Raw genomic sequence first — 14,577 nt, forward strand, 5'->3', positions numbered from 1 at the left:
AGAGATATATGGCAGAAGACCTATATATAAATGCTGGTAGCAAGACAGAGAAATATCGCGCTTTGCTTCCTCAACTGAAAAATCTGCTGGCAGGTGAAGATGACTTGATAGCCAATCTGGCGAATGTTTCGGCGGCGCTGAAAGAGACTTTCCATTTCTTTTGGGTAGGCTTCTATTTGGTGAAGGGTGAAGAATTGGTGTTAGGACCTTTCCAGGGACCGATAGCTTGTACGCGCATCAGGAAAGGCCGTGGTGTTTGCGGCACGGCATGGGATAAAGACGAGACGTTGGTTGTGCCCGATGTGGATGCATTTCCCGGACATATAGCCTGCAGCTCGCTGTCGCGTTCGGAGATCGTGGTTCCGCTGAAGCGTGAGGACGGTGAAGTGTGGGGAGTATTGGATATTGACAGTGACGATTTGGGCGGTTTTGATGAAACAGATGCCCGTTTCCTTGAAGAAATGATTAAAATGTTATGATAAGAAAACTGAGTGCTTTTTTGATTTTGGCTTTCATCGGATGGGGGTATTTGCAGGCCCAGGAAGCCAAGACGTGTTTTAAGAATATGCCGGATTCTATATGTCCGTTGCTTAGTGCCGTGAACCGTGCGGATTTTATAGACTTTCTGGAAAGTAAGATGAAAGCTGAGGTGACCAACAGCTTTGGTGGTAAATCGGAAATGACGGAACTTGCCCCGGATTATATACATGTGAAGATGACTCCCCAGAGCTCGTGGCAGATGAAGCTCTTGCCTGTCAACGACAGCACGAAAGTGGTTTGTGTGGTATCTACGGTTTGTGCTCCGGCTTGCGACAGCCATGTCAAGTTCTATACGACAGACTGGAAGGAGCTGGTTGCTTCGTCCTACCTGCCGGCATTGCCCGTTCTGGATGATTTTATCGCTGAGGCCGCGGATACGGTGGATGTCTATGAGTATCAGGATGCCCGTCGCCAGGCCGACATGCTGCTGATGAAAGCGGACCTTTCTGCGAAGGATGCCACGTTGGCATTCACTTTTACCACGACCGATTACATGGGTAAAGAAGCGGCGGAGAAACTGAAACCGTTTGTCCGCCGTCCTATTGTTTATACTTGGAATCAAGGGAAGTTCGAGAAATCCTCTACTTCACTTTGATTCTGTCGAATCCCTCTCCATAGACTCCGATGACTGCACTTTGTGATACAAAGGCATTGGGGTCTATGTCTTTTATGAGCCGGAAAATGATGGTGGACTCCCGCTTCTTGGCCAGCACGAACAGCATTTTTATCTCTTTTCCCGTATAGAAGCCCGAGGCGTTGATGACCGTTGCACCTCTGTGAGGATATACCTGGATGTGCTTGGCTATCTCCTCATATTTATCGCTGATAATAAAGAATTGTACGGACTGGCGGGCACTGTTCACCACTTGGTCGAGCACGAAGCTGCATATGTATAGAGTAACGTAGCCATACACCACCTTTTCCCAATCTTTTAGAACAAAGTAACTGGACGAGATGATGATAAGGTCACATATCAACATGACTCTGCCCAGCGTGATGTCGCGGTACTTGTTGATTACGGCGGCAATGATGTCCGTGCCGCCAGTACTGCCGTTGTTGGAAAAGGCGATGCCGATGCCGCTACCGCAGAAGGAGGCACCGATGACACAAGCCATGAAAGGCTGGTCGTGCAGGAGGACAACACCCTCGGTCAGTTTCTGGATAATGGAAAGGAAAAAGGTCAGGGTGAATACGGCAAAGATTGTCTTTACGCTGAACTTCCATCCCAACACACGTAGGGCAAGCAATAGAAGCAGAAAATTGATGGCGAAGTACGTATATTGGACGGGAAATCCAGTGGCAAAATATACGATGGATGCAATGCCCGGTACGCCACCGGTAGTAATATCGTTGGGAAGCAGGAAGACTGTCCAGCCGATACCATATAAGACCATACCCAGGGCAATCATCAGATAATCCCGCAGTTCGCGCATGGTGTTCTGTCGGGAGGGAACATTTACTATTGTTTTCATTATAATTTTATGTGGTTGTGAAAATGCGGGGACAAAGATACAAAAGATATCATTTGTTTGTTTGAGTATAAGATTGATATTTATATTTTGATGTTACTATGAGTTTTAACATACAATAGCTTGCTTTGATAAAATAATTATCTATATTCGCTTTTATAATTAACGGTGATTATTGACTTAGATGACTATGAAACCACTTTACCAAGATCTGCCATTCCCAATAGACAGTCATATACATTATTATATAGAAGACTTGCCGCACTTCATTGTACCTTGGCATTATCATCCGGCCATAGAGATAATGTATATAACTAGAGGTATAGGAACTCGTTTTGTCGGGGATTGCATAGAACAGTATGAGGAGGGGGATGTATGTATGATTGGCCCTAATCTCCCTCATGAATGGCGTAATGATGATGCTTATTTTGATAAGGAGTCTGGTTTGCGTGCTACGTGTATCTGTCTGTTCTTTAAACGTGAGATATTTGATCCGAATTTTATCAGATTACCAGAAATGAATAATATTCGTGATTTGATAGAGAGATCACGGCGTGGACTGAAGTTTACCGGAAATTCGAAATTAGAGATAACCCGGTTTATAAGGAGTTCGGTGAATGATGTAGGGGTTCGGAAGGTAACGAATCTTTTAACACTTCTTGAGCTGATGGCCACATCGACTGAGTATGAGTTACTGGCCTCAGTGGGATTTACGAATTCTGTAAATTCAGAAGATTTTGAGAGATTTAATAAGGTATACAAGTTTCTCGTCAAGAACTTTGCGACTTCCATTAGGTTGGAAGAAGTTTCGACTTTGGTTGGATTGACCCCGACAGCTTTTTGCCGTTATTTCAAGGAGAGGACCAAGAAAACCTTTGTAGAATATCTGAACGAAATGCGTATCGGTTATTCGAAAAAACTATTACTGGAAAACAAAATGAAGATTTCTACTATCAGTGGGGAAGTCGGATTCCCTAACTTATCTAATTTTATATCCCAATTTAAAAAAGTGACAGGAATGTCCCCGTCGCAGTTCCAAAAGCAGTTTGGAGTAAAGGCTAAACAAGCCATTTGATTCTACTATTTTATCATTGAATATTTGGTGGTTAGAGCCTTGGTTTTCTACTTTTTTTGCAAGGTTTTATCCATTTGCTGCGAATAATGGTAAAATACCATAATTATCGGAAAATATAGAGGAAAGAGCGAGTTCCATATCAGCGTACTTTTGCAATATAAGATTTTAAAAGTATGATGCTGATGAATGATAAGAGAACAAATGAGTCGCCTTTGCTCTTTATAAAGGATTCTTTGATCGGTGAAAATGTGAAGAGGAGTTTGAAGACTTTGGCTGATTTACGAGGTGTTTTTCATAATTGTGAGGCTTATGAACAGATGTCTCCTGATACTTTATTGTATGAGGTGACTTGTCATCTGCCGGTTGAAGAAGGAACGCCTGGGGGACTCTATTTCGGAATCACGAGAATTTATCCAGGTAAGGTTGGTGATGAGTATTTCATGACCAAAGGACATTTTCATGCCAATATGAATCGTGGGGAGTACTATTGGGGAGTGGAAGGTGAAGGCAGATTGATTATGATGGATCAGAACCGAAGGGTTTGGAGTGAGCGGATGTTTCCGGGTAGTCTTCATTATATACCTGGAGGGGTGGCCCATCGTGTGGCAAATATAGGATATTCTGTTCTGTCATTCGCTGCTTGTTGGCCTTCGGACGCAGGACATGATTATCAAGTGATTTTGGAGAACGGGTTTTCTGCATCTTTACAGTGTGTGAATGGCAATCCCCAATTGATAGAAATATGAATATGAAGTATATCATAGCTGTAGATTTGGGAGGAACCATTACAAAAGTCGGTCTCTTACGCAATGGAGAACTGGTAGACTATGTAAAAATGCCTTCTCGTCAAGATTTGGATATGACAGCAAGTTTGCCGGAGATTGAAAATGCAATTGATTTCCTGCTAAATTCAAATGGTGTGAAGCGCCTCTTTGGAGTGGGTATAGCTTTTCCAGGGCTAGTAAATAATAAAAAAAGCATTATTATATCTACGAATGAAAAATATGATGATGGAGTGGAGCTTGATTTGGATAGATGGGCGGATGAACATTGGGGAGCCCCCTTTTACATTGATAATGACGCACGGCTTGCAGCAATTGGAGAATGGCAATATGGGAGCGGCAGAGGATATGATAGCGTTGTTATGATGACTATTGGTACGGGCATAGGATCGGGAGTCATTATGAATGGTGAGGTAATGTATGGAAAGCACTTTCAAGCAGGTTCGTTGGGTGGCCATTTTGTAGTAGACTACAAAGGAAGGTTATGCTCTTGTGGAAACAAGGGGTGTGTGGAGGCTTTGTCCTCTTCATTCTTCCTTCATAAAATTATAAAGGATCATGCTTGCCTGTCTCCTTCGTTTAAAATGTCATCTCAGAATTATGATTTTAAAGAAATCTTCCAATTGGCGGAACAAGGAAATAGAGACGCGTTATTGGTACGAAATGAATGCATTGAAATATGGGGAGCTGCTGTTATAAATTTTATTCATGCTTATGATCCTGAAGTGGTGATACTTGGAGGGGGAATCATGAATAGCCATAAAGTGATAGTGCCTTATATCGAGGAACGGGTGTCAAAGTTTGCCTGGACTCCGAGTGCAAAAGTATCTGTGGTAGTTTCTAGCTTGGGAGATTATGCAGCTTTGTATGGTTTGGAATATTGTTTAAGAAAAAAGATAAAAGATGAAGTATTCTGCTAATTACGATAAATATCCTTTTGTGCAGGTGTCCTATAATTCGGATGACTGTATTTCCGGTTGGTTTGCCATTACCGATAGTATCAGTGAACGTTTGAAGGTACTGGAGAAGCCGTTGAAAGTGGTTGCGATTGAGTGCTATCAAGGAGTGTTTGAGAATGATATACGTAATGCTTTTGCCGGTAGGTTCAATAATGCTTTATTTGTTCATACAGATAGTGCGATGTTGCCGGAAGAGAAAATCAATGATTTTTTCTATCCTGATATTACCGATGATGAATTATTCGGCTATCTGACCCGGTATACAATGGAATGTTTTTTTGATTTCGATAAAGTTACTGGTATCCGGCAACAGATAGAAGATTTGCAGTCTGGTATTGTAATAGTCTATGGGGTTGGTGCGGCCTATCTTTGTGAACATCCTGATTTGTTGATTTATGCCGATATGGCAAGATGGGAGATACAGTCCAGATTCCGTAAAAATGAAATATCAAATATAGGTGTCAACAATAAAGAAGAACGAACCTCCTTGCAGTATAAAAGAGCTTTTTTCGTAGATTGGAGAATATGCGATAGGCACAAAAAGATGCTGATGGCAAAGGTGGATTATGTTTTGGATACGAACCGGCGCAATCATCCTAAGATGATTACAGGCAAAGCGATGTTTGAGGGATTGGAGAAAGCGGTAAATGGTCCGTTTCGTGTAGTTCCCTTTTTTGATCCGGGGCCTTGGGGAGGACAGTGGATGAAAGATGTTTGCGATTTAGAACGGACGATGCCTAATTATGCTTGGTGTTTTGACTGTGTACCTGAAGAAAACAGTCTGTTGTTGGCCTTTGGGGATGAGAAAGTGGAAATACCGTCAATTGATTTGATTTTTGCTTATCCCCGACAGTTATTGGGTGATGCTGTGTATGGCAGGTTTGGTGATGAGTTTCCAATACGGTTTGACTTTCTTGATACGATAGAAGGCGGCAATCTAAGCTTACAAGTTCATCCTTTGACTGAATATATACAACAGAAATTTGGGATGCATTATACGCAGGATGAGAGCTACTATATTTTGGATGCTAAGGAGGGGGCAACTGTATATTTGGGTTTGAAGGATAATATTAAACCGGAGGAGATGCTTGATGAATTGGAAAAATCGCAAAGGACTGGTGAATTTGAAGTGGAGAAGTATGTAGGTATTTATCCGGCAAAGAAGCATGATCATTTTTTAATTCCGGCTGGTACGGTACATTGTTCGGGAAGGAATAGCATGGTACTTGAGATTAGTGCAACCCCATACATCTTTACATTTAAGTTGTGGGATTGGGGACGGATGGGACTGGATGGCAGACCGCGTCCGATTAATATAGCTCATGGGGCTAATGTGATACAATGGAATAGAACGGAGTCTTGGGTGAAAGAAGAACTGATAAACAAGGTCTCTGTTATTGGTGAAGGAGATTCTTGGCGTGAAGAAAAGACGGGACTTCATGAATGGGAATTTATAGAAACAAGAAGACATTGGTTCACGGACAAAGTTTTGCATAAGAATGAGTCGGGTGTTAATGTTCTGAATCTGATTGAGGGACGTTCGGTGATAGTGGAAAGTCCTATAGGACAATTTTCTCCGTTTGTTGTCCATTATGCGGAAACTTTTATTATTCCTGCTGCCATAAAGGAATATACAATAAAACCTTATGGGGAGTCTGAAGGAATGGAATGTGGAACAATTAAAGCTTTTGTAAGACATCATGCATAAAGATAATTTTGATAAGGGGATTGATATAGGGATAACAGAAAATCCGTTAGGTTTTATTTATGGTAAGGACGTTTTTGGCCCGACAGTAGAAAACCGGTGGTTGGATGATATCCGGTCTAGTTTGTTGGATCCGAAATGTGAAGGACCGGATATTGTCTATTCTATAGCTATGGATGTGGGTAAGACTGTTCATAAAGCGCTTTTGCAAAAACAGCATTTGCTTTTTGGAGTAGTGGCTTATGCCAAAGGAAGTTTGGGAATGGAACCCATTCGCAGTCAGGGACATATTCATAAGGTCTCACCTTTTAGTCAATGGTCCACTCCAGAGGTTTATGAGATATGGAATGGAGAGGCGGTCATTTACATGCAAGAGTCGGCTACAGATGAACCGGGGAGGTGTTATGCTGTTTATGCACAGCCTGGCGATGTGGTGGTGGTCCCTCCATATTGGGTACATGCTACCATTAGTACGAATGCAGATGAATCTCTTGTGTTTGGTGCATGGTGTGACCGTGAATATGGTTTTGAATATGCTGAGATTCGTCGTCATAAAGGTATTGCATGGTATCCTGTTTTTGAGGGTGATGGATTGAAGTGGATCAGAAATACAAACTATCATTTTTCGGAACTGGTAAGAAAGGCTCCAAGAGAGTATCATGATTTAGGTATTGGGAAAGGTAAATCCATTTATAAAATTTTTGAAGATGCTCCGGATACTTTCTTATATGTTCCGAATCCGTCAGTGAAAAAGGAAGTTTGGATAAGTTTTGAACCCTAAAATATAAGTTTAATATGAAAAACAGACATATAATATTTTTAATAGCTACAGTTGTAGCAACAGGAGGATTGCTTTTCGGCTTTGATACTGGGGTAATTTCAGGAGCGATTCCATTTCTTCAGTCAGATTGGGGAATAGATAATAATGATGTTGAATGGATTACGGCGGCTGGTTTGTTGGGAGCTATGTTGGGGGCTGTATGTTGTGGGCGTTTATCTGATATATTTGGAAGAAGAAAAATCATATTGGTTTCTGCTGTGATATTTGCAGTGGGAGCGTTATGGTCAGGACTGGCAACGGATTTGACGAGCTTGGTTTTTTCTCGTCTGTTTCTTGGTATAGCTATAGGTGTGGCATCATTTACTGTTCCATTGTATATAGCAGAAATTGCTCCAGCTAAATCCAGGGGACGTCTGGTTTCAATGTTTCAGTTAATGGTTACAATAGGTATTTTACTTTCATACATGTCAGATACCTTTTGGGCTGATGAAAACAAGTTGGATTGTTGGAGATGGATGTTTTGGGCAGGTGTCGTACCGGCTTTGGTATTACTGGTAGGTATGTGTTTTGTGCCTGAAACATCTCGGTGGCTGTTGAGTAAAGGACGGTTGAAAGAATGTAGGAAAGTGTTGCAGAAAATAGAACCGGAAAATACAGTAAATGATTTAATTGGACAAATGGAGGTGGAAATAGAGAAAGATAGGAATAGTGCGGTAGGATGGCGATATTTGATGCAGCCTTGGTTGAGAACTCCTCTAATGATTGCTGTTTGTATTATGTTTTTTCAACAGTTTGTAGGTATTAACACAGTTATTTATTATAGTCCGAAGATTTTCCTGATGGCAGGATTTGAAAGTACACTCTCTGCTATTTGGGCTTCTGTAGGTATTGGAATTGTAAATGTTGTATTTACAGTGATTTCTCTTTATTTAGTGGATAGAATCGGACGACGAAAGTTGTATTTTATTGGTCTGTCAGGAATTGCCTTTTCTGTTTTGTGCCTTAGTGCTTGTTTTATTTATGCTAATCAGTTGGGCGAAATCGGAAGGTGGTTAATGGTCATTTTTATGTTTGGATATGTTGCATTTTTTGCAATTAGTATTGGACCTTTGGGATGGTTGGTCATTTCCGAGATATTTCCGCAGAAAGTACGGGGATTGGGGACTTCGATAGGTTCATTGGCTGTATGGATATTTAATTGCATTGTCTCCTTTACTTTCTTTAAGATTATAGATTTTTTTTCTATACCAGGTACCGAAATTGTTGTTGGACAAACGACTTCTGAGAATCCGGCAGGTGCATTTTTTCTTTATGGATTTATTGCCGTGTTGGGTTTGGTATGGGGGTATTTATTCTTGCCGGAGACAAAAGGGTTATCATTGGAGGAGATTGAACAGAAATGGAGAAAAAATAGAGAATGTTGAAGGAATAAATCATTAAAAAAATGATATATGAAAAATGGATTTTATTTTTTAGGTCTATGTATCTGCTTGTGTTTATGGGCTTCTTGCTCCAGTATGGAAGAAGTACGTGATTATAATGAAAAATATACGGGAGAGTATACGAGCAGGATTGCTTTCCCTATTGGGGGATTGGGGACGGGAATGTTTTGTGTAGAAGGTAGTGGTGCAATTTCTAATATGAATATTAGGCATAAAACTGAGATGTTGAATGAACCGACAATGTTTGCCGGATTATATTTGAAAGGGGTAGATAATGGTAGTATTGTTGTGGAAGGACAAGTACCGGATTGGAAAAAATTTGGCCAACCACAGTCAACAAAAGGATACGGCGGCACGTGGGGATTACCTCGATTTAAAGATTGTGATTTTGAAGTAAAATTCCCTTTTGCCAAATTGAGAATGAGTGACGATGAACTGAAGATGGACGTGACAATGAAGGTTTGGAATCCATTTATTCCTACAGATGAAAATAACTCAGGGCTTCCAGTTGCTGGTTTTGAATATACGTTTAAAAATAAATATGCTAAAGAAGTAGAAGCCATATTTTCTTATAATTCAAAGAACTTTGTAGATATTCGTAATGGAGGAGCATCTATTAGGCCAATTGAAAATGGTTTTATAATATCACAGAAAGGAACAGAAACGCAGCCGTTTCATCAGGCTGATTTTGCAATCTTTACAGATGAACCGGAAACTAAGGTTAATTATTGTTGGTTTAGAGGATGGTCTTTTGACTCATTCACGATGTGCTGGAATGAGATGAGCAGTGGGGTAATTAAAGAAAATCCTGCTAATATGGCGGATGCTCCCGGAGCTTCCTTGTATGTACCGTTTAGATTGCAACCGGGAGAGTCAAAGACAATCCGTTTATATATGGCATGGTACGTTCCTTTCTCATTAGTTCGTGAGGGATTGGAACCGATTGATGATGTAGATGTACCTATCGTACCTGTAGTTAATGAAAGAGGAGAGCCCGCAGGCTATATTGATACTTCCATTCAGTTGTCCGATAAATACCGTCCCTGGTATAGCAGTAGATTTGCAAATATAGAGGAAGTCGCAGACTATTGGATGAAAAATTATAATACGTTGAAAGAAAAAACAGAGCTGTTTACTGATGCATTTTATGCTACAACTTTGCCTGCTGAAGTTGTTGAAGCTGTTGCTGCTAATCTTACTATATTAAAATCACCTACGATTTTTCGGCAATACGATGGTCGGATGTGGAATTGGGAAGGTTGCGGTAATGAATATGGCTCTTGCTATGGTTCTTGTACACATGTTTGGAATTATGCTCAAGCTATACCTCATTTGTTTCCTAAAATGGAAAGAACACTGAGGGAAACGGAATTTTTTGTTAGTCAAGCTAAGAATGGGCACCAAGCATTTCGCTCTGCACTTCCTATCCGACCCATCAGACATAATTTTCATGCAGCAGCTGATGGGCAGTTAGGTGGTATTATGAAAGTATACCGTGATTGGCATATATATGGTAATGACGAATGGTTGAAGTTGATTTATTCATACGTACAGAATAGTCTTGATTATTGCATTAATACGTGGGATCCTAAAAGGAAAGGTGTTATAGAGGAACCTCATCATAATACTTATGACATTGAATTTTGGGGGCCTAGTGGTATGATTAATAGTTACTATACTGGCGCATTACAAGCATTTGTTGCTATGGGTGAACATTTGGAGAAAGATATGACAGAATATAGAGAGTTGCTAGATAAGAGTATTGACTACATGGAAAATCAATTGTACGACGGTGAATATTTTATTCAAAATATTCGTTGGAAGGAGTTGCAGGCTTCTGATCCGACGAAAGTACAGTCTGTCAATTCTAATTATTCGAAAGAGGGTTTGGATTTATTGGAAAAGGAAGGGCCGAAATATCAATACGGAAAAGGCTGTTTATCTGATGGAGTAGTAGGAGCATGGCTTTCTTTGGTCTGTGGACTGGACGAGGCTATAGATAGAAAGAAAATATTAAGTCATTTATTGTCTGTTCATAAATATAATTTAAAGAGGAATCTCAGAAAACATGTAAATCCTCAGCGCTCGACTTTTGCTTTAGGTGATGAAGGAGGCTTATTATTATGTTCATGGCCCAAAGGAGGAAAGTTACAACTTCCTTTTGTTTACTCCAATGAGGTATGGACAGGTATTGAATATCAAGTGGCTTCTCATTTGATGTTTGAAGGTGAGGTTGAGAAAGGACTTGATATTGTCCGTACTTGTCGTGATCGGTATGATGGAAGAGTACGTAACCCATTTAATGAATATGAATGTGGGGCATGGTATGCCCGTGCAATGTCTAGTTATGCTATGCTCCAAGCTTTGACTGGAATACAGTATGATGCAGTGGATTCTACTTTATATATTGATTCAAGGATAGGTGATGATTTTACGTCTTTTTTGTCGACGGAAACAGGTTTTGGTAATGTTGGTCTAAAAGATGGTAAACCTTTCATTGAGGTGAAATATGGGAAGATTGATGTGAAAAAGTGCTTTGTTTCTGACATAGAAACAGATTTTGTTAATTGATAGAGAAAGGAGGAATAATGGAAATAAGAAGAAAGTAATTATACAGTGGTGAATCTAATAATAGTTTGAAACACAAATAATCAAAAAAAATGAAAACAATAGACATTAAATCTAATAGCAGGATATTACATTGGGCATTTTATATTTTCCTTTTTACTGTTTTGAGTGTGGGAAGTGTATATGCATCGGAAGATACTCCGTCTGTATTATCCACTAATCAATCAGAAAAGAAAACAGTAAAAGGAAATGTGATGGATGAATATGGACAACCATTGGTGGGGGTAGCTGTACAAGTTAAAGGAACTTCATTAGGTGTTGTTACTGATTTGGATGGAAATTTTAGTTTTAGTATTCCAGTTGATAGTCGTGCCTTGTTATTTTCTTATTTGGGAATGAAAACTCAAGAGGTATCTGCCAATAAGAGTAACTATAAAATAGTGATGGTAGAGGATGCCACCCAAATGGAGGAAGTTGTAGTCATTGGGTATGGTTCTCAGTCTCGTGAGAAGATTACGACATCTGTGACCAAGCTTGATAAAGAGGCTTTGAAGAATGTACCCTATGCAAATGCAGCTTCAGCCTTACAAGGTACAGTGTCTGGTGTACGTGTGCAAAGTATTTCAGGGCAACCAGGTGCAGAACCTCGTATTATAGTCCGTGGTGGTACTTCCATTAATAATCCTAATGGTGCTACTCCACTATATATTATTGATGGTGTTATGAGGGCGAATATGGTTCATATAGCTTCGGAAGATATTGAATCCATCCAAATTCTGAAAGATGCTGCTGCTACTTCTATTTATGGAGCCCAAGGTTCAAATGGTGTTGTAATTGTTACTACTAAAAAGGGGAAGGCCGGTAAAACCAGAGTTGAATATAGATATAATCTGACAATTTCTGATATTGGTAAAAAATATGAATTTGCCAATGCTGAAGAATTTTTGACCCTTATGAGGAAAGGTATGATTTCACCAGCGAAATTTGGAAAAGCTACCGAACAAAGATTGATAGGACATTTAGGTTATGGAACAGGAAATGATCTGACTAATAATACTGCCTTCTCTACTCAATACTTGACTGATGAGAATCGCTATAAATTAGATCAAGGGTGGAAATCAATGCCAGATCCAGTAGATCCGAGTAAGACATTGTTATACTCAGATACTGATTTTCAGGATAAAATTTATCGTACTGGTTTTTCTCATAATCACCATATTGAAGTTTCAGGTGGAACGGAAAAGGCTACCTTTAATATGGGATTAGGGTATATGACTAATGAAGGAACTGTTATTACAACTTCATATAAACGGTATAATTTTAGTTTGAATGGTTCTTTGCAAGCACGGGATAATTTGAAAATTTCAGCTAGAACTACTTATTCAAACTCGTTTACGTATGGTTCTCCATTAGCTGCAGATGCAACATTCTATCGTTCACCGGCTGCCTCACCTACCACTAAATTCAGATTTGAAGATGGTAGTCTGGCTCCAGGAGCTGCCCAGTATCTGGGAAATGCTGTATATCATATGAACAAGGCACAAAGAGAGTATGACTATCAGAATTTATCAATAGGAGTAGATGCAGATTGGACTATATTGCCAGGATTGTCTTTCAAACCAGCTCTTTCTTTATTTGAAGTGAACAGTAATAACTATACTTTTTGGGATGCTTTTTGGAATGGACCGAGAGATTATATAACTACAAGAAATGCAAATGCTGATACTTACAAATGGCGGCAATATCAGGCAGATGCTGTATTCAACTATGTTAAATCTTTCAATGAAAAACACAATTTGAATGTAACAGCTGGTTATGCTTATTATTTTAGGAAAGAGGCCCGTTTAGCAGCTGCTGGTAGAGGTGCTTCTACTGATTTGATTCCTACTTTGAATGCCTCAAGTGTTCCTGTAAGTGTGAGTAGTTCTATTACAGAGCGATCTATGCAAGGTATTTTTGCTCGTATAGGGTATGATTATAAGGATAAATATTTGATTTCTGTATCTGCAAGATATGACGGTGCTTCCAATTTGGGTACGAACAACAAATGGGGATTTTTTCCTGGCGTGTCATTAGGGTGGCATGTGGATAAAGAAAAGTTCTGGTCATTTATGCCTGAGAATCTAATGCGTCTGAAATTGCGTGCCAGCTATGGAGTAAATGGTAATATTTCAGGCTTGGGGGATTATACGGCTCAAGGTAGTTATAGTGTAGGATCTAAATATTTAGGTAATGCAGGTATCACTATGGGAACTATGGCAAATCAAGACTTGAGTTGGGAGGAGTCTAAGACATTTGATATCGGTACTGATATTTCCTTTTTTAATAATCGGTTAAACTTTATCTTTGATTATTTCAATCGTACCACAGATAATTTGCTGACAAATCGCACTTTACCTCATTCTACAGGCTTTGGCTCTATTTTCACTAATTTAGTAGGGTGTCCAGTTTGTTGTACCAATTTTAGCTCACTTTCCTAAGCGTTTTGGTTCGTTCTGTAACCCAGTTTTTGGACAAATGCTCGATTGACCAAGTACTGATGTCCTTCAGTTTAACATTTACAATGCGCTCTTTGAAATTAATTGTTTTTGTAACGGATTCGTTCGAGACTTTTGGATATAACGGTATCGTCAGAACAAAAGACGTTACACCGTACAGCTTGTTCGGTGACTTTTTGCTCTTATAGATGCCAAAAGTAGATTCAATGATGTCGGATGATATATTGATGCTCATGTTAGCAGTGAGAAGTGCTTCTTCCCGATTGAAGTATTCAAGCATCTTGATACCAGCATGTACCTGTCTGGAATGTGCATTTCCTAAGACATGAGTAATGATATGGAGCTTGCACTTCCTGCTCGTCATAATCGAGAAGCCTTCGTTCTTGCAGATGGCCTCGACGTGTCTTACAGCACAAAGTACAGCCTGCAGTTCCTTCAGCAGAGATTCATAATCCTTTATGAAGGCATACGCTTCCTGCATTTTCTCTGGTAGCGTGTCATAACAGTCAAGCATTTCATTACCCCAGAACACCCATGAAGACATATTCATGAACCGTGATATAGTTCTCATATTGGGAGGCAGCAAGTATGCCTTGTCGGTCAGATGATACTGCAATCGTTTCTTGCCAAGGAGTGTTGTAAACTCCACAAAATCAGATTGTTTCTCATAGACATTCTTGAGAATCACACCCATGGAATGACTGATGTCTGCATGATGTATATGCCTGGAGCCAGTGATGCCCTTGGTCAGATTATGA

At 39.9% G+C, this 14,577-nt stretch carries 12 protein-coding genes; 10 read left to right on the forward strand and 2 right to left on the reverse strand.

Features of this window, described 5'->3' with window-relative positions:
• Positions 1-8 precede the first annotated feature (8 nt).
• Together ABUA47_RS09080 and ABUA47_RS09085 are read left to right on the forward strand one after the other, a co-directional pair.
• Complete coding sequence (locus ABUA47_RS09080) at positions 9-479, forward strand: GAF domain-containing protein (RefSeq protein ID WP_005835425.1); 471 nt, start codon at positions 9-11, stop codon at positions 477-479.
• On the forward strand, positions 476-1,135 hold the full coding sequence (locus tag ABUA47_RS09085; RefSeq protein WP_035449988.1) for a DUF3256 family protein: 660 nt from the start codon (positions 476-478) through the stop codon (positions 1,133-1,135). The genes ABUA47_RS09080 and ABUA47_RS09085 overlap by 4 nt, the downstream gene beginning before the upstream one ends.
• Here ABUA47_RS09085 and ABUA47_RS09090 read toward each other — a convergent pair.
• On the reverse strand, positions 1,122-2,012 hold the full coding sequence (locus ABUA47_RS09090) for a YitT family protein (protein WP_005823655.1): 891 nt from the start codon (positions 2,010-2,012) through the stop codon (positions 1,122-1,124). The two genes, ABUA47_RS09085 and ABUA47_RS09090, sit on opposite strands and share 14 nt — an antisense overlap.
• A 187-nt stretch (positions 2,013-2,199) precedes the next feature.
• Between ABUA47_RS09090 and ABUA47_RS09095 the strand changes: the two genes are divergently transcribed.
• The 8 genes from ABUA47_RS09095 (at position 2,200) to ABUA47_RS09130 (ending at position 13,801) form a co-directional block, all read left to right on the forward strand.
• A complete protein-coding gene (locus tag ABUA47_RS09095; protein ID WP_016272606.1) occupies positions 2,200-3,084 on the forward strand; it encodes an AraC family transcriptional regulator in 885 nt (294 codons plus the stop codon).
• A 182-nt stretch (positions 3,085-3,266) separates the two neighbouring features.
• Positions 3,267-3,830, forward strand: coding sequence for a glucose-6-phosphate isomerase family protein (locus tag ABUA47_RS09100; protein WP_009037083.1), 564 nt, complete (start codon positions 3,267-3,269; stop codon positions 3,828-3,830).
• The gene (locus tag ABUA47_RS09105) at positions 3,827-4,786 is read left to right on the forward strand and encodes an ROK family protein (protein WP_005823650.1); all 960 of its coding nucleotides are present in this window, start codon (positions 3,827-3,829) and stop codon (positions 4,784-4,786) included. Before ABUA47_RS09100 ends, ABUA47_RS09105 begins: the two co-directional genes overlap by 4 nt.
• Positions 4,770-6,533, forward strand: a complete 1,764-nt coding sequence (locus ABUA47_RS09110) for a class I mannose-6-phosphate isomerase (RefSeq protein WP_016272607.1) — start codon at positions 4,770-4,772, stop codon at positions 6,531-6,533. The genes ABUA47_RS09105 and ABUA47_RS09110 overlap by 17 nt, the downstream gene beginning before the upstream one ends.
• Positions 6,526-7,311, forward strand: a complete 786-nt coding sequence (locus ABUA47_RS09115) for a glucose-6-phosphate isomerase family protein (protein ID WP_005823648.1) — start codon at positions 6,526-6,528, stop codon at positions 7,309-7,311. Before ABUA47_RS09110 ends, ABUA47_RS09115 begins: the two co-directional genes overlap by 8 nt.
• Before the next feature lie 14 nt (positions 7,312-7,325).
• The gene (locus ABUA47_RS09120; protein ID WP_035449987.1) at positions 7,326-8,735 is read left to right on the forward strand and encodes a sugar porter family MFS transporter; all 1,410 of its coding nucleotides are present in this window, start codon (positions 7,326-7,328) and stop codon (positions 8,733-8,735) included.
• A 27-nt stretch (positions 8,736-8,762) separates the two neighbouring features.
• Positions 8,763-11,324 (forward strand): GH116 family glycosyl hydrolase, encoded by a 2,562-nt coding sequence (locus ABUA47_RS09125; RefSeq protein ID WP_008665498.1) that lies wholly within the window; start codon positions 8,763-8,765, stop codon positions 11,322-11,324.
• An 89-nt stretch (positions 11,325-11,413) separates the two neighbouring features.
• Positions 11,414-13,801 carry a SusC/RagA family TonB-linked outer membrane protein gene (locus tag ABUA47_RS09130; protein WP_349824520.1) on the forward strand — a complete coding sequence of 796 codons (2,388 nt, stop codon included), beginning with the start codon at positions 11,414-11,416 and terminating at the stop codon, positions 13,799-13,801.
• On the opposite strand, the gene ABUA47_RS09135 is transcribed toward ABUA47_RS09130, so the two are convergent.
• Positions 13,785-14,577, reverse strand: a 793-nt coding sequence (locus tag ABUA47_RS09135; protein WP_349831558.1) for a hypothetical protein, incomplete at its 5' end; no start/stop codon positions are given. The genes ABUA47_RS09130 and ABUA47_RS09135 overlap by 17 nt on opposite strands.

The organism is Bacteroides sp. RTP31139st1_H2_RTP31139_211217, assembly GCF_040227615.1.
Taxonomy (GTDB): Bacteria; Bacteroidota; Bacteroidia; order Bacteroidales; family Bacteroidaceae; genus Bacteroides; species Bacteroides uniformis.